Annotated in this window: 19 protein-coding genes; 18 read left to right on the top strand and 1 reads right to left on the bottom strand. The window is 34.8% G+C overall.

Translation table 11 applies throughout. The features are described from left to right. Window positions 1-74 precede the first annotated feature (74 nt). From HR057_RS04470 to HR057_RS04455, 4 genes are all read left to right on the top strand, one after another. Window positions 75-605, top strand: coding sequence for a hypothetical protein (locus tag HR057_RS04470; protein WP_173730219.1), 531 nt, complete (start codon window positions 75-77; stop codon window positions 603-605). A gap of 42 nt (window positions 606-647) precedes the next feature. Beyond that, the gene (locus HR057_RS04465; protein WP_173730218.1) at window positions 648-1802 is read left to right on the top strand and encodes a DEAD/DEAH box helicase; all 1155 of its coding nucleotides are present in this window, start codon (window positions 648-650) and stop codon (window positions 1800-1802) included. Between the two features lie 479 nt (window positions 1803-2281). Continuing rightward, the gene (locus HR057_RS04460) at window positions 2282-4192 is read left to right on the top strand and encodes an ABC-F family ATP-binding cassette domain-containing protein (protein WP_173730217.1); all 1911 of its coding nucleotides are present in this window, start codon (window positions 2282-2284) and stop codon (window positions 4190-4192) included. Between the two features lie 33 nt (window positions 4193-4225). Then, window positions 4226-4465 carry a group-specific protein gene (locus tag HR057_RS04455; RefSeq protein ID WP_173730216.1) on the top strand — a complete coding sequence of 80 codons (240 nt, stop codon included), beginning with the start codon at window positions 4226-4228 and terminating at the stop codon, window positions 4463-4465. Between the two features lie 32 nt (window positions 4466-4497). Here the strand turns inward: HR057_RS04455 and HR057_RS04450 are convergent, their stop codons facing one another. Then, on the bottom strand, window positions 4498-5079 hold the full coding sequence (locus tag HR057_RS04450) for a C40 family peptidase (protein WP_173730215.1): 582 nt from the start codon (window positions 5077-5079) through the stop codon (window positions 4498-4500). A 390-nt stretch (window positions 5080-5469) separates the two neighbouring features. Here HR057_RS04450 and HR057_RS04445 point away from each other — a divergent pair, with 390 nt between their 5' ends. The 14 genes from HR057_RS04445 (at window position 5470) to HR057_RS04380 (ending at window position 20539) form a co-directional block, all read left to right on the top strand. Beyond that, a complete protein-coding gene (locus tag HR057_RS04445) occupies window positions 5470-5604 on the top strand; it encodes a YuzL family protein (RefSeq protein ID WP_173730214.1) in 135 nt (44 codons plus the stop codon). A 181-nt stretch (window positions 5605-5785) separates the two neighbouring features. Then, complete coding sequence (locus tag HR057_RS04440) at window positions 5786-6958, top strand: LL-diaminopimelate aminotransferase (protein ID WP_173730213.1); 1173 nt, start codon at window positions 5786-5788, stop codon at window positions 6956-6958. A gap of 23 nt (window positions 6959-6981) precedes the next feature. Beyond that, on the top strand, window positions 6982-7236 hold the full coding sequence (locus tag HR057_RS04435) for a hypothetical protein (protein ID WP_173730212.1): 255 nt from the start codon (window positions 6982-6984) through the stop codon (window positions 7234-7236). A gap of 154 nt (window positions 7237-7390) precedes the next feature. Next, entirely contained in the window at window positions 7391-8044 is a 654-nt protein-coding gene (locus HR057_RS04430) for a YpjP family protein (RefSeq protein WP_173730211.1), read from the top strand. A gap of 307 nt (window positions 8045-8351) precedes the next feature. Next, a complete protein-coding gene (locus HR057_RS04425) occupies window positions 8352-9113 on the top strand; it encodes a C40 family peptidase (protein ID WP_173730210.1) in 762 nt (253 codons plus the stop codon). Window positions 9114-9286: 173 nt separating this feature from the next. Beyond that, window positions 9287-9460 (top strand): YppF family protein, encoded by a 174-nt coding sequence (gene yppF, locus HR057_RS04420; RefSeq protein ID WP_173730209.1) that lies wholly within the window; start codon window positions 9287-9289, stop codon window positions 9458-9460. Between the two features lie 163 nt (window positions 9461-9623). Then, window positions 9624-9920 (top strand): metal-sensing transcriptional repressor, encoded by a 297-nt coding sequence (locus tag HR057_RS04415; protein ID WP_329955837.1) that lies wholly within the window; start codon window positions 9624-9626, stop codon window positions 9918-9920. Window positions 9921-9941: 21 nt separating this feature from the next. Further along, window positions 9942-12338, top strand: a complete 2397-nt coding sequence (locus HR057_RS04410; RefSeq protein ID WP_173730238.1) for a heavy metal translocating P-type ATPase — start codon at window positions 9942-9944, stop codon at window positions 12336-12338. 27 nt (window positions 12339-12365) lie between these two features. Then, complete coding sequence (locus tag HR057_RS04405; protein WP_173730207.1) at window positions 12366-12569, top strand: cation transporter; 204 nt, start codon at window positions 12366-12368, stop codon at window positions 12567-12569. A gap of 426 nt (window positions 12570-12995) precedes the next feature. After that, the gene (locus HR057_RS04400) at window positions 12996-13709 is read left to right on the top strand and encodes an anthrax toxin lethal factor-related metalloendopeptidase (protein ID WP_173730206.1); all 714 of its coding nucleotides are present in this window, start codon (window positions 12996-12998) and stop codon (window positions 13707-13709) included. A gap of 164 nt (window positions 13710-13873) precedes the next feature. Then, window positions 13874-14788 carry a TetR/AcrR family transcriptional regulator gene (locus HR057_RS04395; RefSeq protein ID WP_173730205.1) on the top strand — a complete coding sequence of 305 codons (915 nt, stop codon included), beginning with the start codon at window positions 13874-13876 and terminating at the stop codon, window positions 14786-14788. Window positions 14789-14865: 77 nt separating this feature from the next. Beyond that, window positions 14866-18000 carry an efflux RND transporter permease subunit gene (locus HR057_RS04390; protein WP_173730204.1) on the top strand — a complete coding sequence of 1045 codons (3135 nt, stop codon included), beginning with the start codon at window positions 14866-14868 and terminating at the stop codon, window positions 17998-18000. Between the two features lie 20 nt (window positions 18001-18020). After that, window positions 18021-19322, top strand: coding sequence for an efflux RND transporter periplasmic adaptor subunit (locus tag HR057_RS04385; RefSeq protein WP_173730203.1), 1302 nt, complete (start codon window positions 18021-18023; stop codon window positions 19320-19322). Between the two features lie 185 nt (window positions 19323-19507). Continuing rightward, the gene (locus tag HR057_RS04380; RefSeq protein ID WP_173730202.1) at window positions 19508-20539 is read left to right on the top strand and encodes an AI-2E family transporter; all 1032 of its coding nucleotides are present in this window, start codon (window positions 19508-19510) and stop codon (window positions 20537-20539) included. Window positions 20540-20573 lie beyond the last annotated feature (34 nt).

Below are 20573 nucleotides of genomic sequence, written 5' to 3'. Positions count from 1 at the left end.
TGTCAACGGAAAAGTTCTCAATTGAAGAATATTTTGTTAAATTTAGCTAAGAATGCACAATGAAAGGTGATAAAATGTTTGATCCTACTGTTTTTGATAATTTAAAGGTTGTTGCTGAAGGAGCCGTTTATGATCTGGATTTACAAGGTGTTATCCTGATTACAAATCGTTGTGATCAAGTTGATCTTGCAAAATTATCACGATATTTTGCATTAACATTTAGAATGGCTGATCAAGGAATAGAATCTGTACATGGTGAACTTCGTCTGAAAGCAGAAATAGCCGACTTAGCTTCAGAAATTTTGGAAACGCAAGCAGATGAAACGATGTACGGTTGTACGGTTGAAGTCGTATTTTTTACATCCATTCATCATCCTGAGGATGATTGTCCATTCATTCAACAAAATTTATTGGAATTGTGGGGGAATCGTCCAATCATCACACAAAAATTATCTTATTTTTATAAACATAGTTTACCTAAAAGGTGGAAAAATACCATTACTTTAAATTTTGCAAGAAAAATCGGTGAAGCTCAAGCAGATGATTTACAGGTCATTGTTAGCCTGATGGTGGCTTCAATTGACCGTTTGAACGAAGTTTTATAGAATGTTCCTACGGCTTAATACATTGAAAAGGGGCAATACATAATGGAATTTTTAAAGAATATGAAGCCTTTTTTAAAGGAAGCATGGGAAAAAGCGGGATTTCAACAACCGACTGCTATTCAGCAAAAAGCGATTCCGCTCATTGAAGAAAAAGCAGATGTCGTGGCTGAATCCCCAACGGGAACAGGTAAAACATTAGCTTATTTGCTTCCGATATTAAACGAAATCGATACAAATGTTAAAGAAATCCAATCTGTCATTTTATCGCCGACAAGAGAGCTCGCGATGCAAATTCATCAAGTGATCCAAACATTTACGCATAATAGTGGGATCGTTAGCGGTGCTTTTATTGGAGGCGTCGATCTTAAGAGGCAAATTGAACGATTGAAAAAAAATCCGATGATTATCGTTGGGACACCAGGCAGAATCAATGAATTGATAGATAAGAAAAAAATGAAAATGCATAAAGTTAAAACTATTGTAGTTGATGAGATTGACCAAATGTTAGCTCAACGGTTGACTCATGATGTCAAGATGGTAATTAAATCGACATTGCGTGATAGACAAGTATTATTCTTTTCAGCAACAATTAGAGATGATGTTATCGAATTTGCAAATACAGTGATGAAAGAACCAAAATTAATCCGAGTAGAACGTGAAAAAAAGGAAACTGTCGACCATTTTTACTTTGTCAGTGAACGACGAGATAAAGTGGATGTTTTAAGAAAAATTTATCGGATGAATGAAAATATAAAGGCTCTTATCTTTATTAATGATACCTTTCATATTGAACGATTGGCGGAAAAATTTAAATATAAAAAAATTCCAGTAGGTGTTTTACATAGTGATGCCAAGAAAAAGGAGCGGGCCCAAGCGATCCAACAATTCAGAAAAGGAAAAATCCCGCTATTACTAGCAACAGATATTGCAGCCCGGGGTATGGATATTGAAGGACTTACCCATGTTATACATTTAGACTTGCCAGAAAAAATTGAGCAATACATCCACCGTTCAGGGAGGACCGGGAGGATGGGGGCAAAAGGAACTGTTATCTCATTGGTAACACCTACTGAAGAAAAAACATTGCAAAAATATGCCAAAGAATTAGGTATTGCAATTAAGAAAAAAGAATTTTACCGAGGCAAAATCGTTACAAGCAAAATAGAGGCTAAAAAAGTGCACATAAATAATAAATAAAAATCCTTAGATTAAGGATAAACCCGTTTCTAAATGAAAAACGGGTTTATTTTGTAATGTCTAGGATTGAAGCAAATTGGTTTTATAGTTGAAGGATTTTGTTTAATGATGATAAGATTTTATTAAATTATTACTATTTATTATGATACCTCTTAGGGTGTTTATGATTGTGATGGAGCGATCTAGTGAAATAAATATTCAAATGGTGAAGGAGCATTAAGGTAATTTTTTAGCATTCGTTGTCATCATATAATCGACTGCACATCCATTGCGTTAGATCAGGATGTAAAACATTGATTTTCGATTCCTGTAGTAGCGCAGTTCACATAAAGTAAAATCTTAATCACCATTTTAAGATGGTTTAAAGTAAAATAAATGGAAGAATACTGGAGAACTGAAAAAATGGGAGAGCTTGCGCCAATTAATGAAAAGCCTTTATAAAGATTGATCTATCTTTAATTAGGAAGGAATTTTGTAACATGAATATACTATCAGTTGAAAATTTGTCAAAAAGTTATGGCGATAAAACTTTATTTAAAGATATTTCCTTTCATGTTGCTGAAAAAGAGCGAATTGGGATCATTGGTGTAAATGGGACTGGAAAATCGACGTTATTAAAAATTTTGGCTGGAGTTGAGCCAGCTGATAGTGGAGAAATTATCAAACCGAAATCATATCGGATTGAATACTTACCTCAAAGTCCTGAATTTGCTGGGAGCGGTACGATATTGGATGAAATTTTTTATGGGGATACACCACTCATTCGCTTATTGAAAAAATATGAAGAAACGGTTAATGCACTGGATAAAAATCCGAATGACAAACGATTGCTAGATGCGTTTTATAAGGTTCAACATGAAATGGATGCAATGAATGCATGGGATGCAAGTACGCAGGCAAAATCAATCTTAACGAAGCTTGGAATAGAAGACCACGCGAAGAATGTAAGTGAGCTCTCTGGTGGACAGAAAAAGAGAGTAGCAATTGCGAGAAGTCTCATTCAACCTGCAGATTTACTCATTCTTGATGAACCGACAAACCATCTTGATATTGAAACAATTCAATGGTTAGAAGACTTCCTTAGCCGTTATTCAGGTTCCATCATACTCATTACCCACGATCGCTACTTCTTGGATCATGTGACAAACCGTATTTTAGAAATTGACCAAGGAAACTTATATAGCTATGAAGGTAATTATTCATCATTCCTAGAAGCAAAAGCAATGCGGGAAGAAATTGCAGCGGCAAATGAGGAAAAGCGCCAAAATCTTCTGAGGAGAGAGCTAGCATGGATTAAAAGAGGTGCAAAGGCAAGGACAACAAAGCAAAAAGCACGGATTCAGCGTTTTGAACAACTGCAAAATCAAATAGGCTACCGTCCAAAAGAAGAGCTTGACATCGCAGTGGGTGGAAGCCGTCTCGGTAAAAAAGTATTTGAAATTGAAAATATTACTATAAAATATGATCAACAAACAGTGATAAAAAATTTTTCCTATATCGTAAGACCGCTTGAAAGAATAGGGATCGTTGGTCCTAATGGGTCCGGTAAAACATCCCTGCTTAATTTGTTAGCTGGGATTGACAATCCGGATGAAGGTACTATTGATGTAGGTCAAACGGTGAAAATAGGTTATTACAAGCAGGACAATGGGGACATGAACCAAGACAAGCGGGTAATTGATTATATCAAAGAGACAGCTCAAGTCATTAAAACGATAGATGGGAAAGAAATAACCGCCTCTCAAATGCTTGAACGATTTTTATTTTCACCGGCAATGCAGTATACGTATATTAAAAAATTGTCAGGTGGGGAAAGAAGGCGGCTTTACTTATTAAAAATTTTAATGGAAGCACCAAATGTCTTATTATTGGATGAGCCTACAAATGATCTGGATATTGAAACACTTACGATTTTGGAAGATTATTTAGAAGAATTTCCAGGTGTTGTTTTAACGGTTTCCCATGATCGTTATTTTCTCGATAAAACTAGTGACCTTTTGTTTGTATATGAAGGGGACGGAAATATAAGAATTTACTATGGTTCATATAGTGAATATTTAGAAGAAGAAAAAAGAAAACAAGAACTGCTCAAAAAGGAAGAAACAGAAGCAAAAGAAAAAGAAGTTCACAATAAAGAAACCAAACCGAAAAAACTAAAATTAAGTTATAAAGAACAAAAAGAGTGGGAAACGATTGAAGATAAAATCATGCAGCTAGAGGAAGAAATTGCGGATATTCAGAAAGAAATTGCTGAGGCTGGCGCTGATTTTTCCAAAGTTCAACCATTATATGAAAAAGAACAGTTGTTGACGAAAGAGTTAGAAAGATTAATGGAGCGCTGGGAGACTTTATCAGAACTCGTCATGGAAATTGAAAAACAAAAAGGGTAGATCAAAATACTTGTATGGAAGGTGGCTTAACCAATGTCTTGTAATATTGACCATCCAAAGGAAGATGTTCAAAAAAAATTAGAAAGCCAAAAAGATTTTTTACCCGCAGATCTTTACTTGGAAGTTAGAGGTATGATTGGGACAGAGTTGTCTCAAGAAACATTAAATGAAATTTTTCACTTATTAAAAAAATATGATTTAGTAAGTGAAGAAGAAAAAAACGAACGAAATGAAGCTCTTAAAAAATTAGTTGAAAAAGCAAAGTTTATTTAATTCAATTTTTAATAAATTGGCTCCAAGGCAAATTATTGCCTGTACGGAGCCTTTTTTACTGATATGGAGCCAATTGGAATAGTTGAATTTTCGCTCTTTTGTCCCGATATGATGTTAATCCTTTTAGAACCTATGTATTTACTTTTCCAATACTTACTATTTAAATTGCTAATTTTTACACCGGATGATGACCCAGCATGTATAAAATTCCCATTTCCAAGGTAAATGCCAGCATGAGATGGTCCAGGTTTATAAGTTTCGAAAAAAACTAAATCACCGATGCTGGGATTTGGAACATCGGAGCTGTAATTCCAAATTTCACTAATTGTTCGGGGTGTATATACGCCTGTTTTTGCAAACACGTACTTAATAAATCCGCTGCAATCAAAACCATTTGGAGTACTACCGCCCCACATATAAGGTGTACCAATTAAAGATAATGCATGGGAAATAATTGTATCGTATGGGACAGGAAGATCGTTTTTTATTGCATGCAAGTCTACATCCGGCGTATATGTTGCATGGGCGCGAGAGTGCGTTATTGTTAAAGCGATCCAAAAAACGAAAGCAATGTTCACCACTAGTCGATGAACAAAGGGTGTTTTTATAGACATTTTAAACCTCCTATAAGTTTACTCTTTATTCAAAATGGACATTTAGGGAACATCGATATAAATATCCCCATTTTTTTAAAATTTATTTATTCTGTTGGAAAACATTTATAAATGAGTCCCTATTATTAGGAATGTTCTAATGAATAGTTTTGTTTCATCTTAAACATTTTTATAATATAACTTTTTGAAAATGAATGATTCTAGCATTTCATCCTTCTGATGCTTGAAATGAACGTTGTTAAATCTCAAGATATTGAATCGATAGATTTTCGATTGGCTAATCATATAAAAAATTGGCAGTAATTTTTGATATTTAATTTATTCCTACATGGAGAGAATAATATTGTTCCTATGGAAAATAATAAATTTATCAGTTGGGAGGTGGCCTTGGTGTCAAGACAAAAGAAGGCAGATCCGACTACAATAGGTTTAGGTTCACCAGAGGTCGAAGGTCAAGGAACAACAATGAAGGAAACAGGAAAGAAAAAAATGGATTCTGCACGAAGAAGAAATAGAAAAAAATAATATGATCAAAATTGCATCGAAAGACGTTCATTCCCCCATTTACACTTTAGGATTGTTTCCACTAAGATGGAAACGGTCTTTTTTTTTAGAATGGCACTTGAATTTTCTATTTTTCAAAATTTTTTTAATCAATTTTATGGTAAAATATTGTTTAAATAAAGAAAATGGGGGCAATTACAGGATGGTTTTTACAGCATCAAAATTAATTCAATCTTTTGAAACGAATATATTCTCGGAATTGGCTGCTTTTAAGAAAGAAAAACAAGCACAAGGGACGGAGATGATTGATTTAAGTATTGGAAGTCCAGATTTGCCGCCACCGAAGTTTATCGTAGATACTTTGACGAAATATGTTCAGGCACCTGACCAATATGGTTATACACTAAAAGGAACAAAAGAATTTCACGAAGCCGTCAAACTATTTTATGAAAAACATTATGGGGTAACATTTAATCCTGAAACTGAAATTGTTCAATTAATGGGATCTCAAGATGGGCTCTTGCATTTGCCGATGACAATTGCCGATGAAGGAGATCTTATTTTAGTGCCAGATCCAGGTTATACCGCCTATGAAGCAGGTGTAAAAATGGCAAAAGCAAAAGCTTATCCAATGCCGCTATTAAAAGAAAATGGTTTTTTACCTGATTTAGAGGCAATTCCTGAACATATAGCAGAAAAAGCAAAAATGATGATATTAAATTTTCCCGGCAATCCTGTACCAGCTTTAGCAGATTTGTCGTTCTTTGAAAGAGTAGTCGCATTTGCAAAAAAATATAATATCGTCGTTGTTCATGATTTTGCTTATTCTGAGCTAATATTCGATGGGAATAAACCAATTAGTTTTCTAAAAGCGAACGGAGCTTTTGATGTTGGTGTTGAATTTAACTCCTTATCAAAAAGTTATAATATGGCTGGATGCCGAATTGGTTATATGATTGGCAATGCCGGTATTGTTTCATTACTTGCTAAGTTAAAATCAAACTTAGATTATGGAGTTTTCGCACCGATTCAAAAAGCGGCAACAACTGCACTTTTAGAAGGGGACGAATTTTTGAAGGAAAATAATAAGCGGTATGAATCAAGAAGAAACGTTTTAGTTGAAGGACTACAAGAGATCGGTTGGAATATAGAGAAACCTTCTGCAACAATGTTTGTCTGGGCGGAAATACCAAAAGATTATACTTCAAAACAATTTGCATTTGAATTAATGGAAAGGGCGGGAGTCGTTGTTACACCTGGAAATGCTTTTGGTCCATCCGGTGAAGGGTATGTCCGCATCGCTCTTGTTCAATCGGAGGATGTATTAAAAGAAGCGGTACGAAAAATAAGAGAGAGTGGTATTTTTAATAAATAAATATTGATTGAGGAGTAAAAACGATGGATGAACTTACAAAATTGCAATTGTTAACGGAAGCAGTGCTAGAATTTAGAACTCAACTTAGAAATGCAAATGATGTTAATGAGTTAGGACAAATGGTCCTTGATATTATGAAACAAGCAAAAGATCGTCAATTGATTGAATTGGTTCAAGAAGCGTATGAACAACGGGAAAATCGCCAAAATGCGATTCATATTTTAACAGAAGCAATTACTTATTTACATGGTAAAATTGATCAATTACAAAAAGGATAGTCCCTACTTATTAACGATGTAATGAAAATTTAATAAATCTATCAATTTTATGGCAAAATTTACAGGTTTATTAAAAATATGCAATATTATAGTTTTTTTGTGGTATTCATGAGAAAATGAATAGTAACTATTAATGTAAGGAGATTCGGAAAAGATGAAATTATGGATTAGGAAGCTCGCTGTTACAGCAGTTACTATTCTCACTTTTGGCACAATAGTTCCGCAACTTCCTGTTGAACTTGATAAAGATATAAAAGATGTAAAGGATATAAAAGAAAATAGCGGTCTTTCAAATCAAAATGACCATTTGTTAATTGATGGGATTGAGCCTATTGAGCATGAGGATGAAAGTGAAGAGCAATCATGGCAAACGCTTGCACCGACGATCACTGATTATGAAAAATTAATTTCATCTTTTACCGCCTACTCTTTGAGACAAGCTGAACAGCAGTCGATGATGAAGTTTGGAGAAAGTATTGGGAATGTCATTGGAGATGAGTTTAAGCAAGTAATCTTGCCAAAAATAGAAGAAGCGATTTCCGAATTTGCGGAAAAAGTTGGTGAGGATGATCTTCGGCAGTTAGCAATTACTGAAAAGCCAGCTAGTGGGTTAGGTGAAAAGATTTTCCATATTTATCATGATAAAACAGGCAAAGACTTAATGAGATTTCATGTGCGTCGTGACCATCCCCCAAAAGAAGGGTATTGGTTCAATTTCCACTATCACACCTATGAAGATCAATTTATGACACATCATGATTTAGGATCAATATATTGGGACAAAAATACACCTCCCCATTGGAGTTAAAACGTGCGTTTAAGATAAAGTTGGTTTGAGTGTGGGAATACATAGATTAAGTATTTTTTAACCAACATTTAATTATCGATCGAATTATCTACCTGCTCAAACCAACTTTCCCTTCATTAACTCTCCTTTTAGCTTTCTACTTATTTATCAATTTCTTACTTAATAGGATTGAAAATAACCAGTAATTACCTGCCCTATTATTTTGTAACTTTGGTATGATTAGGTTGTAGAAACCAATCCATATTAGAATCTAATAGATTGTTAGATTCGACATACAACTAAGAATTGCAACAAAGGAGAGGGCAACATGAAGAAAATTATTCTAACGGCAAGTATTGCTGGATCACTCTTTTTTTCCTCGCAAGTTGAAGCCGCAAATTACACAGTTAAAAGTGGAGATGTCCTTTGGAAAATTGCTTACCAACATAATATTACTCTTTCCCAATTGATGGAATGGAACGGATTAAGTTCTGATTTAATTTATCCTGGTCAAATATTAAAAGTATCTGAAGATAATAATATCACTAAATATACAGTTACCCCTGGAGATACGCTTTATATTATTTCACAAAAATTTAATACGACCATTTCAGAGCTCATTGCAATAAATCCACAAATCTCTAATCCAAATATTTTATATATCGGTCAAGTTATCAATGTTCCATCCTCTAATCATAATGTTCCGGTAAGGATAGTGACCGGTCAGGATATCATTAATACTGCTAAAAAATACATAGGCGCTGGTTATTTATATGGAGCATCAATGGATCGTACTGATGTATTTGACTGTTCATCTTTTATTAAAAGAGTTTATGAAGAAAACGGAATTTATTTGCCACGCACATCTAAAGAGCAGGCTGATTTTGGATCTATCGTTCCTTTTTCCCAAGCAAAATTAGGGGATATAGTTTCTTATGATACGGATTATAATGGTACAATTGATCATGTCGGCCTTTTTATTGATCCAAATACGATCTTACATGCATCATCATCAAAAGGAGTAGATTATTCAAATACTAATTATTATTGGAAAGAACGGATGGTTAAAGTGGTAAGAATACTTAAATAAAAAAGGGCATATACCGCCCTTTTTTATTTTGTAAATGTGTTTTATAAAAAATTAAAAATATATTCTTGTAGAAAAATAGAAGAAATTTGTCGGAAGTTTAAAAATTCTAAAAAATTACGTAACTAGTAATTTAATGATATTATATAGATAAACAATTTACAGGGGGGATTCATTTGACATTGGAAGTTTTGATTCAACAGTATATCGCTGAAAAGGAACAAAAACCTGCAAGTGCAAATGATCTGCTAGATTTTTTAAAAAGGGGTTATATTCAAGGGAAACTTTCATTTGTTGAATACAGAAAATTGATTCAAGAACTTGATCAACGTGGAGCAACACTTGCATAAAAGAAATACGAAAGCGTTTGCAAAATAGATCTGTTTATTGGAGATACTAATACAACAGCTCACCTGTGGGCTGTTGTATTTTTTCTTGACCAAATTACGATACGGGGGTATAGTATCTATGAAGAGGTGACATTTCATGCATGAAAATTGTTCAAATGAGACGATGCAACATCAATATAGAGAAACAAACCGTTCGGAAAATGAAAAAAAACGGTTGCTTAATCGGCTTAAAAGAATCGAAGGTCAAGTACGTGGAGTGCAAAAGATGATTGAGGAAAATCGCTATTGTATTGATGTGTTAGTCCAAATATCAGCAATCAATGCTGCATTGAAAAAAGTTGGCTTAACAATGTTGGAACAGCATACACATCATTGTGTCGCTGATGCTATCCAAAACGGAAATGGAAAAGAATCGATTGAAGAGTTAATGAAAGTTATTGAGCAATTTACTAAATCTTAAAGGAGAAGAAGGTGGATGGCAATGAGTGAGAAACAGTTGCGATTTGGCATTACTGGAATGACTTGTTCTGCCTGTTCATCAAGAATTGAAAAAGTGCTAAATAAAATGGATAGCGTAAAAGCAACAGTAAACTTGGCAATGGAAAATGCGACGGTTATTTATAATGATGACAAAGTAAATGCAAATGACATTTTTGAAAAAGTTGAAAAATTAGGGTACGGAGTTCGTACCGAAAAAGTTGAGTTCGATATTTACGGAATGACCTGTTCAGCTTGTTCATCACGTATTGAAAAGGTTGTTCGAAAAACGCCGGGGATTAAAACTGTTTCCGTCAATTTGGCAACTGAAACCGGAACAATTGAATATGTGCCAGCACAAATTTCAGTTAATGAAATTATTCATTTAATCCAAAAACTTGGGTATGAAGCAAAGTTAAAAGAGGTTCATGAAGAAAAAGCAAAACAGAAAGAAAAAGATTTACAGGAGAAAAAAAGAAAGCTTATAATCTCAATCATTTTATCATTGCCTCTCCTTTATACGATGGTTGGTCATATGTCGTTTATTGATCTCGGACTTCCGATGCCGCATTTATTAATGAATCCTTGGTTTCAATTAATACTGGCAACACCAGTTCAATTTTACATTGGCTGGCAGTTTTATGTAGGAGCTTACAAATCATTAAAAAATAAAACTGCCAACATGGATGTCCTTGTTGCTTTGGGAACATCTGCAGCTTACTTTTACAGTTTAATAGAAGGGATGCGGACAATCGGAAATCCACATTATATGCCGCATTTGTATTTTGAAACAAGTGCTGTTTTAATTACATTAATACTCCTCGGCAAACTCTTTGAATCATTAGCCAAAGGCAGGACAACAGAAGCGATTACAAAACTTTTAGGTTTGCAGGCTAAGGAAGCTACGGTGATTCGTGAAAACAAAGAGATAAAAATTCCAATTGAGCAAGTTATAGTTGGTGAGTTGATTATTGTAAAGCCGGGTGAAAAAATACCGGTCGATGGAATCGTTATTTCAGGACGTTCAGCGGTAGATGAATCAATGATTACTGGTGAATCGATGCCGATTGAAAAGGAGGAAGGTTCACCGCTTATTGGTGGAACAATCAATAAAAATGGTATATTGAAGATGAAAGCAACTAAAGTTGGGAAAGATACAGCTCTTTCTGGCATTATTAAAATTGTCGAAGAAGCCCAAGGGTCAAAGGCTCCGATCCAACGGATGGCCGACACTATTTCCGGCATTTTTGTTCCAATAGTAGTCGCAATTAGTATCCTCACATTTGTAATATGGATTTTATTTATTACACCAGGTGATTTACCGAAAAGCCTTGAAGTTGCGATCGCTGTATTAGTAATCGCTTGTCCTTGTGCTCTTGGTCTTGCCACACCAACATCAATCATGGTCGGGACTGGAAAAGGAGCGGAATACGGGATTCTTTTTAAAGGTGGCGAACATTTAGAAATCACACACCAAATTAATGCCGTTGTATTGGATAAAACCGGAACGATTACTGTCGGTAAACCGAAAGTTACTGATTTTGAAACTAGTGACTTGCGTACATTAAAATATTTATATGCTGCTGAGAAGGCCTCAGAACACCCGATAGCTGAAGCAATCGTTGATTTTGCCAAACAAGAACAGGTTCCTCTGTTAGAAGCAACACAATTCGAAGCAGTACCTGGGCATGGTATTATTGCAATGGTTGAAAATAATACTGTTCATGTAGGAACTAGAAGATTGATGAACAAATCCAAAATCAATTATGGTTCGTATGAAGAAAAATTAATCCAATTCGAAGAAGATGGAAAAACAGCAATGCTTATTGCTATTAATCATGAAGTTGTTGGCATCGTTGCTGTGGCAGACACTGTTAAATCAACGGCAAAAGAAGCAATTGCTCAATTGAAAGCTTTAAATATCGATGTTTATATGCTAACAGGTGATAATGAAAAAACAGCACGGGCAATAGCGAGAGAAGTAGGAATTGACAATGTGATAGCAGAAGTACTACCTGAAGATAAAGCTAAACATGTAAAACAATTGCAAGAAAAAGGAAAAAAAGTGGCAATGGTTGGTGATGGCATTAATGATGCACCTGCCTTAGCAACTGCTGATGTTGGAATTGCTATAGGTACAGGAACAGATGTTGCAATAGAAGCAGCGCATTTGACAATTTTAGGTGGAGAATTAACGTTAATTCCTAAAGCTATTTACTTAAGTCGTAAAACGATGCAAAATATTCGTCAAAATTTGTTTTGGGCGCTTGTGTACAACTCAGCTGGCATACCCCTTGCTGCCTCTGGCTTGCTGATGCCATGGATAGCCGGTGCAGCAATGGCGTTCAGTTCTATTTCAGTTGTGGCGAACTCTCTTCGTTTGAAGCGAGTTAAATTATAAAATATTTGACAAAGGATGGATGTTAATATGAAAACAATTACATTACAAGTTTCCGGAATGACTTGCGGCCATTGTGAGAAGGCAGTAACAAATGCATTGATGGCTATTGAAGGAGTAGAAAATGTTGAAGTAGATTTAAAAACTGGCAATGTGAAAATCAATGCTCAAGAAAATGTTTCCGAACAAGTTTTAAAAGAAGCAGTCGAAGAGCAAGGATATGATGTAAAATAATATTTCCATTAAATGTATTTGAGAGCTGTCGGGTATATGAAATCCTAGACAGCTTTTTTATTTTGAGTGTAGAATAGATTATTAGCATTAAAACACGATAGGAAATTCCTCACTCCGATCCGTTTTTTATCGAAAAAACGATGAAGCCCTAGCGTGTGATAGGGCTAAGAGCCGTATTTTAACCACAAAATTACACTACATTTGTACAATAGATTGTCTTCATATATCTTTTTGTTCTGTCTTGATTATTTCGAAAAGAAAGACCTAAGTGCAGTGAACTAAAATGTTTTTATGAGATCCCCTATTTTTTCAATGATTTTGAGGAGTTTTTTTCTATTTATGAAATTATATTGTATAATAAATTAAAAATAATTAAAAAATACAAAAATATTCCTTATTTTTCATAATTGTGAGGAGTTTTGCTGCATGAAGAAGTTTGTTATTGTCTGTTTGATATTAATTAGTTTTATTCCAGCATTTGCTTTAGCAAAGGAAGAAGTGACTGGGTTGACTTTAGGGGAAGCAGCAAAAATGCATGGTCTTTCCGTAAAAATTCCTAATAAAGAGGTTGAAGGACTCATTAACCAATTAATATTGGTGCCGTTAGAAAATGAGTACAGCCACGAGGAAGTGGTTGGGATGATTTATAGAATCTCCCGCATTCATCCTTCCATATTACATCAATTAGCTGACAACGATGTTAAAATTAAATTATTTTCAGGAAAATTAACGGATGAACCATATTTTTCAGATTTAAAAGGAGTTTCTCCAAGAGGTTGGAATCAAAATATTACATGGGATGAAGTGCCAGGTGCAGGCGGTGCCGAAATTGTTGCAGCAAAAATTGGAGCAAGTGATAAAGGGCATGGCCACGGTTCAATCAATTTGGAATTGCACGAAATTGCGCATTCTGTAGAATATACAATTGGGAATGGTCTTCGGGAAAATGAAGAATTTTTGGCAATTTGGAGAGATGAAGTTTCACGATTATTTAATGAAAAAGAATATTTTAATAATTATCCTGAAGAATACTTTGCCGAAGTCTTTGCTATGTTCTATTTAAACGAAGCTTCAAGAATGGAAGTTTTCGTGAAAGCACCAAAAACATATGCTTTTATCCAAAAATTAGAAAATAGATAGAATATGAGCTAACAACCTCAATATTCTATTCCTATTTAATAAGGATGACACCCGTTTCATTTTGTAAATGAAACGGAGGTCATCCTTCTTTAGTTTTGTTGACCAGCTATTAATCAGTTGGTAAACTAACAATTGGAAAATGAAAATTTAAGGGAAGGTACATTATGGTTGATCGAAAAACAATGATTATTAAAAAAGCGATCAAACTATTCGCTGCAAAAGGTTATCATTCTACTTCAATCCAAGAAATTGCGAATGCATGTGGGATTGCCAAAGGAACACTTTATAATTATTTCTCATCCAAAGAGGAAGTGATGCTTTCAATTTTAAAATATTATTCGGAAACGATCAGAAATGAAATTGAAAAAATTGCGAAAGATGATTCGCTCTCTCCAAAAGAAGCTTTTTTAAAGCAAATCCATTATCAGCTTGATGAATGTGTCAAACACCGAGATTTTATTGAAATGCAAATTCGTGAATATGCCATCCCTGTAAATGAGGAAATAAATGATTTCGTTTTTGAAATTCGTGCATCACGGTTGAATTGGCTAATCAACCGTCTATATGATGTTTATGGAAAGGAAATAGAAAAATACTCTTTAGACTTAGCAACAATGATTAGTGGAATGATCCGTGAATACTTAGAATATATCATTCTTGATAAAAAAGAATTCAATACTGAAAAATTATCTTTATTTCTCATCCATCGGATCGATGATCTTGTTTTAAGTGTTAAAAATAGCGATGAAAATTTTTTGAATGCATCTGACCTTGAAGAGTTTTTAAAGATATCAGATGAAAAGCACGCCAAATTAAATTACAAAGTAAATGATATTATTCAGAAAGTACGAAAAGATCTTTCTATTCAGAGAATAACCCCTGAAATTCAAAACAAAGTGATAGAGACATTGGAAGTGCTAGAGGAAGAGTGGTTACATAAAGAAGAGCCAAAGCTCGTTGTTGTAGAAGGATTAGTCCTATTTTTAAAAACATTACCAATTTCAGGTTTTGAACATTATTGGGAGCAACTGGATGAAATTTTACAAGAAAAAAAGAGCAACATCGCCTTTAAATTATAGTAAAATAGATTAGTACTCTTCGTGATGACCGATTGGTCATTTAGTTTTTGAACAAATAGTCAAAAAGGGTGAAACGAATGAATTTATCGGATTTTTCCATCAGAAGACCAGTTACGGTATTGATGGTTATTATCTCAATGGTGATTTTTGGTTTTATTTCCTTTCCGAAAATGGCTGTTGACCTATTGCCGGAAATGAATCTTCCTGTTGCAGTTGTCGCAACAAGTGTAGATGGCGGAACACCTGAGGAAGTGGAAAAACTTGTTACAAAGCCAATTGAAGAGGCATTAGCATCTATTGCTAATGTCGATTCGATACAGTCAAGTTCTGTTTCAGGTTCATCTTTAGTCATTGTCATGTTTAACTGGGGTACGGATATTAACCAAGCCACTTTAGATATGCGTGATAAAGTAGATTTAATTGAAGGGATTCTGCCTGATTCAGCGAATGACCCAAAAATATTGAAATTTGACCCAAACAGCGAGCCAGTTATGACACTTGCGCTATATGGGAGAGAAAATGTCGCTGAATTAAAAGGAATAGCTGATAATTTAATAAAAACAAACTTGGAAAGAATCGATGGTGTAGCATCTGTCGGGATTAGCGGCGGCCGCGATCGAGTGATTACAATTACAGCTGATCCTAATAAACTTGAGATGTATGGTATTACCTTTGATCAAATTCGTCAATCGATAGCTGCTACAAACCTCTCTGGTTCAGCCGGTGCAGTTAAAGAAGGCGATGAAAAGCTGCAAATCCGTGTACAAGGCGAATATGGTAGTGTGAAAGAAATTGGTGACACACCAATTATTATTTCTGGCGGCAGCATTGCACTTAAAAATATAGCAGTTATAGAAGATACTTATGAAGATGTGACACACTTAGCTTATTTAAATGGAAAACCGAGCCTTGGAATTTCGATTACGAAAGCGACAGGCGGAAATACTGTGGAAGTAGCCGAAGCTGTTTATAAAGAAATGGAACTAATTAAAGAGAAATTGCCTAAAGGCATCGAATTGGCTGTTATTATGGATACTTCCGAATATATTAAAGACTCGATAAATACAGTTGCAGAGCATGCCCTTTTAGGATTAATTTTCGCTGTCCTAATTTTATATTTCTTTTTAAACAGTGCACGTTCAACTTTAGTAGTATCAATCGTAATTCCTATATCAATTATCGCAACATTTACGTTGATGTATTTTACTGGACAAACCATCAACTTAATTTCACTTAGCGGACTATTGCTCGGTTTAGGATCGCTTGTCGATTTTGCTGTTGTAATTATGGAAAATATTTTTAGAAAACGCCAAGAAGGAAAAGGGATGCTTGAAGCTGCACTTGAAGGTTCAAAGCAGGTAAAAAATGCGGTAATGGCTTCTGCACTAGCACAAATTGTTGTATTTTTGCCAATTGTGTTTGTAGATGGAATTGCAGCTGAACTATTTGGACCATTGGCGTTGACAGTAATTTTTTCCCATATTGCAGCTTTGGTCGTTTCACTCATGATTGTTCCAATGTTAAGTTCTCGATGGTTAGATAAAATGCCAGATGAGGAGTCTTTTCATATTGAAGGTTATAAAGGAATTAATCCCGTTAAATGGTTTCAAATCGGATTTGGAAAAATTGCCAATGGCTATGGCCGCTTATTAAAATGGGCGTTACATAAGCGAAAAACAGTTCTTTTATCAACAATTGCCATGCTTGGCGGAGCAGTTATTCTTTTTCCATTTGTCGGGATGGAATTTATGCCGAAGATGGATGAAGGTCAAATAAGTATTTCAGTAGAAATGCCTAACGGTACAGTTTTGGAAGAAACCGAGAAAACGGTGACTCAAATTGAAAAAATTGTGAAAAAAGTACCGGAATTAGAACATATGTATACTTCTATTGGTTCTGATGGCGGGCCAGGGGTGTTTGGTTCATCATCTTCCAATATTGCAAACATAAGCATTAAATTAGTAGATATATCAGAACGAAGCAGGTCAACGGAAGAAATCGCTAATGAAATACGTCCTCAGCTCGATTTCTTGCCTGATGCTAAAATAACTGTATCGGAAGTATCTACGAGCCATGGGATGGCAGGTTCACCAATTCAAATCAATCTTCGCGGTGATGATCTTGATGTTTTAAAAGATATTGCTGACATTTTGGCAGCAGAAATAGAGAAAGTTGAAGGAACAAACAATGTCAAAACTTCCTTAGAAGCAACAAAACAAGAGTTTCAAATTGTCATAGATCAAAAGAGGGCAAGCGAATTTGGTTTGACAACAAGCCAAGTATTATCTGCAGTCCGCATTGCGTTTGATGGGCAAACAGTGACATCCTTCCGGACAGGGGATGACGAAATCGATGTAAAACTTCAGTTGCCAAGAAATCTACAAGGTGATAAAACTTATTTGGAGAAAATAAGAATTACAACCCCTCAAGGAGGAACGGTTGCATTATCTTCAGTAGCCAAAATTGTTAAAAAAGATGTACCGCAAATGATAACGCGGAATAATCAAACTAGAGAAGTACAAATTACGAGCGATGTTTCAGGCCGGGATTTAGCTTCCATTTCAAAGGAAATTCAAGAGCGAATTAATACCATCAATTTACCAGATGGATATTCAGTCGATATGGGTGGACAAAGCCAAGAAATGATGGAATCCTTTGTCCAATTAGGATTAGCAATGCTTTTGTCCATTATCCTAGTTTATATGGTAATGGCTGGGCAATTTGAATCCTTATTTACACCATTTGTTATAATGTTCTCAATTCCTCCAACCTTTATAGGTGTTGTTATAGGACTGTTATTAACAGGGAAAACGATGAGTGTAATGGCGATTATCGGCTATATTTTGTTAATTGGTATCGTTGTAAATAATGCGATCGTGTTAATAGACTATGTCATCCAGTTACGCAAAGAGGGTATGGATCGTGATGAAGCTGTGTTAAAAGCAGGACCGATTCGCCTCCGTCCAATACTAATGACGACACTCGCAACGATACTTGCAATACTTCCTTTGGCATTTGGCGGTGGAGCTGGTAATGAAAGCCAAGCACCAATGGCGATCGTCGTTGCTTTTGGTTTAAGTTTTTCAACATTAATAACCCTTGTTCTTATACCAGTAGTTTATTGCTGGTTTGATGATATAGGGAAAAAGAGAAAACAAAAGAAAATTGAAAAACTGGCCAAAAAAGGAAAAGCAATCACACAATCCGTATAAGAAAAGCGAGGGTGAAGAGGATGCATAAAAAAACGAACATCAGCGTATTTGTACTGTTCGTTAGTTTAACTTTTATATTGTTCGCCGGTTTGACAGTTGCCGGTTGTACCGCAAAAGAAACGGCAACTTCAAATAAAGAAGAAACAAACGCAGTTCCTGTTCAAGTGGAAAAAGCAAGAAAAGGAATTTTAGATGCGAAAGCAGGTATTGCCGGAAAATTTGAACCGTATGAAAAGGTTGCTATTGCACCAAAAGTAAATGGAAAGATCGTTGAGATTTCTGTTTCATTAGGTCAAAAGGTGAATAAAGGTGATGTATTATTCACCTTGGACCAAGTTGATTTGCAAAATGCAGTGAAACAAGCAGAAGCACAATTACAAGTGGCACAAGCAAATTTAAAGAAAGCTGAAATTGGTTCAAGCCAAGGACTTGATCAAGCAAAAAACAATCTCGCTCAATCCGAATCAGCTGTTGCTCAAGCGAAACAAGCATATAATGATGCAAAAATTAATTTAGAACGAACTAAAAAGCTATTCGAAGCTGGTGCAGTTCCTTCTGTTGAATTGGAACAAAAAGAAACGGCTTTTAAAAATGCAGAAATCGCATTGAAAAATGCAGAAATTGCCTATGAAAACGCAAAAGATTCTGTTCATTATGCAGGTCAGAAAACAGATATAGAAGTTGCCAAAGCTTCAGTAGCACAAGCGAAAGTAAATCTTGATAATGCACGGGAGCAATTAGCAAATGCAACAGTGAGAGCACCGATCAGCGGTATTGTTGCCAGCGTCAATGGAGCTCCTGGACAAATGTCTAGTATGCAATCAAGTGTGATTACGATTGTTAAATTGGATCCAATTGTTGTAAAAGGTTATTTATCAGAAAATGAAGTGACTTCTATTAAAACTGGAGCAGCTGTTAAAGTGGAAGTACCAACTGTCGGAAAAACAATTGATGCAAAAGTGACAGCAATAAGTCCTGTAATGGATCAGCAATTGAAGGCTTACCCATTTGAAATCGAAATTCCAAATGCAGATGGGAAATGGAAAGCGGATATGGTTGTAAATGTTATTTTCCAAGGTACCAATGGCCAGCTTGAAAATTCTATTATTGTTTCTAGAAAAGCTGTATTTGAAGAAGAAGGAAAGAAATATGTATATAAGATTGAAAATAACAAAGCTGTAAAAGTCGAAGTAAAAACAGGAGAGGAAACAAGCGAAGAAATTGTTATCCTCGAAGGAATAAAAGAGAATGATACCATTGTTGTGAAAGGTCAAACATTGTTAACAGACGGAGCAGAAGTTACGATTCAAAAACAAGCGTAGATTTATTTCAATTAATTTTTTAAAAGAGATCCGAAAGTACAAATTCGACTTTTGGACCTCTTTTTTTATGATTTTAAACAATTTTATACACGTTTTATACTTTCATTATCGACAAAATCATTATAATATGGAATTAAGTTATATTACGATTATTATTGTTTGTTTCATTATGAAGGGGAATGCCGATGGAAGAGATTGCGAAATGGTTGCAAAATAAAAGTTTGAAAAGAATTTTTATTTTTGCCTTAATTATTCTTGTTCTTTATAGTATGAAAAGCATGATTAATTTTATTTTATTGACATTTATATTTTCATTTTTAATGGATCGTTTGGTGACGTTCGTTTCACGGAAGTTGCCAATTAACTGGAAAGTTATTGTCCTCATCATGTACACAGCTATCGTTGGATTGTTAACATGGGGGATTGTTAAATATTTACCAATTATTATCGTTCAAATAAAGGCGCTTTTCATTCAAGTTACTGCTTTTTATCAACAACCTCAAGACAATCGAATTTTAAACTATCTATTTAATGTAATCGATAAAAATGAAATTTCCCAATATTTAGAGCAGGGATTTACGTTTGTTATGAGGTCGTTTTCCGATATTAGCCATTTGGCATTGCAAATATTTCTCGCTTTATTGTTAAGTTTGTTTTATTTGCTTGAAAAACCACGCTTAGTAGCTTTTACAAAAAAAATAAAATATAGTAAGTTAGCTCCTATTTATAATGAAATTGAGTTTTTTGGAGGAAAATTCATTCGAACTTTTGGTAAAGTATTAGAAGCTCAATTTATCATTGCTGTCGTCAATTGCTTTTTATCGACTGTAGCATTATATTTTATGGGTTTCCCGCAGCTTTTTGGATTATCGATTATGATATTTTTCTTAGGTTTAATACCGGTTGCCGGGGTGATCATTTCGTTAATACCACTATGTCTGATTGCCTATAGTATCGGCGGAATTATTAAGGTCGTTTATGTACTAGTGATGATCGCTCTTATTCATGCTGTTGAAGCTTATATTTTGAATCCGAAACTCATGAGTTCTAAAACCGATTTGCCGATTTTTTATACATTTATTGTTCTAATTTTTTCTGAGCATTTCTTTGGTGTTTGGGGCTTAATTATCGGCATCCCAGTTTTTGTCTTTTTGCTTGATGTATTTGAAGTGACAAAAGTAGACGATCAAAAAGTTGGAATAGAACCACCAAGATAAAAGCTGAACTTGTCGTTCAGCTTTTTTTATGCCT

It is taken from the genome of Calidifontibacillus erzurumensis, from assembly GCF_013303125.1.
Taxonomy (GTDB): Bacteria; Bacillota; Bacilli; order Bacillales; family Bacillaceae_J; genus Calidifontibacillus; species Calidifontibacillus erzurumensis.
Note: the sequence above shows the minus strand (reverse complement) of the source record. Positions and strands in the feature narration are given on the sequence as shown.

Bases quoted from the DNA above. Each gene is read 5' to 3' on its own strand.
- HR057_RS04440 (WP_173730213.1), top strand. From the start codon at position 5,786: ATGGTTTTTACAGCATCAAAATTAATTCAATCTTTTGAAACGAATATA.
- HR057_RS04390 (WP_173730204.1), top strand. From the start codon at position 14,866: ATGAATTTATCGGATTTTTCCATCAGAAGACCAGTTACGGTATTGATG.
- HR057_RS04380 (WP_173730202.1), top strand. From the start codon at position 19,508: ATGGAAGAGATTGCGAAATGGTTGCAAAATAAAAGTTTGAAAAGAATT.
- HR057_RS04410 (WP_173730238.1), top strand. From the start codon at position 9,942: ATGAGTGAGAAACAGTTGCGATTTGGCATTACTGGAATGACTTGTTCT.
- HR057_RS04435 (WP_173730212.1), top strand. From the start codon at position 6,982: ATGGATGAACTTACAAAATTGCAATTGTTAACGGAAGCAGTGCTAGAA.
- HR057_RS04385 (WP_173730203.1), top strand. From the start codon at position 18,021: ATGCATAAAAAAACGAACATCAGCGTATTTGTACTGTTCGTTAGTTTA.
- HR057_RS04430 (WP_173730211.1), top strand. From the start codon at position 7,391: ATGAAATTATGGATTAGGAAGCTCGCTGTTACAGCAGTTACTATTCTC.
- HR057_RS04460 (WP_173730217.1), top strand. From the start codon at position 2,282: ATGAATATACTATCAGTTGAAAATTTGTCAAAAAGTTATGGCGATAAA.
- HR057_RS04405 (WP_173730207.1), top strand. From the start codon at position 12,366: ATGAAAACAATTACATTACAAGTTTCCGGAATGACTTGCGGCCATTGT.
- HR057_RS04465 (WP_173730218.1), top strand. From the start codon at position 648: ATGGAATTTTTAAAGAATATGAAGCCTTTTTTAAAGGAAGCATGGGAA.
- HR057_RS04395 (WP_173730205.1), top strand. From the start codon at position 13,874: ATGGTTGATCGAAAAACAATGATTATTAAAAAAGCGATCAAACTATTC.
- HR057_RS04455 (WP_173730216.1), top strand. From the start codon at position 4,226: ATGTCTTGTAATATTGACCATCCAAAGGAAGATGTTCAAAAAAAATTA.
- HR057_RS04415 (WP_329955837.1), top strand. From the start codon at position 9,624: ATGCAACATCAATATAGAGAAACAAACCGTTCGGAAAATGAAAAAAAA.
- HR057_RS04470 (WP_173730219.1), top strand. From the start codon at position 75: ATGTTTGATCCTACTGTTTTTGATAATTTAAAGGTTGTTGCTGAAGGA.
- HR057_RS04450 (WP_173730215.1), bottom strand. From the start codon at position 5,079: ATGTCTATAAAAACACCCTTTGTTCATCGACTAGTGGTGAACATTGCT.
- HR057_RS04400 (WP_173730206.1), top strand. From the start codon at position 12,996: ATGAAGAAGTTTGTTATTGTCTGTTTGATATTAATTAGTTTTATTCCA.
- HR057_RS04425 (WP_173730210.1), top strand. From the start codon at position 8,352: ATGAAGAAAATTATTCTAACGGCAAGTATTGCTGGATCACTCTTTTTT.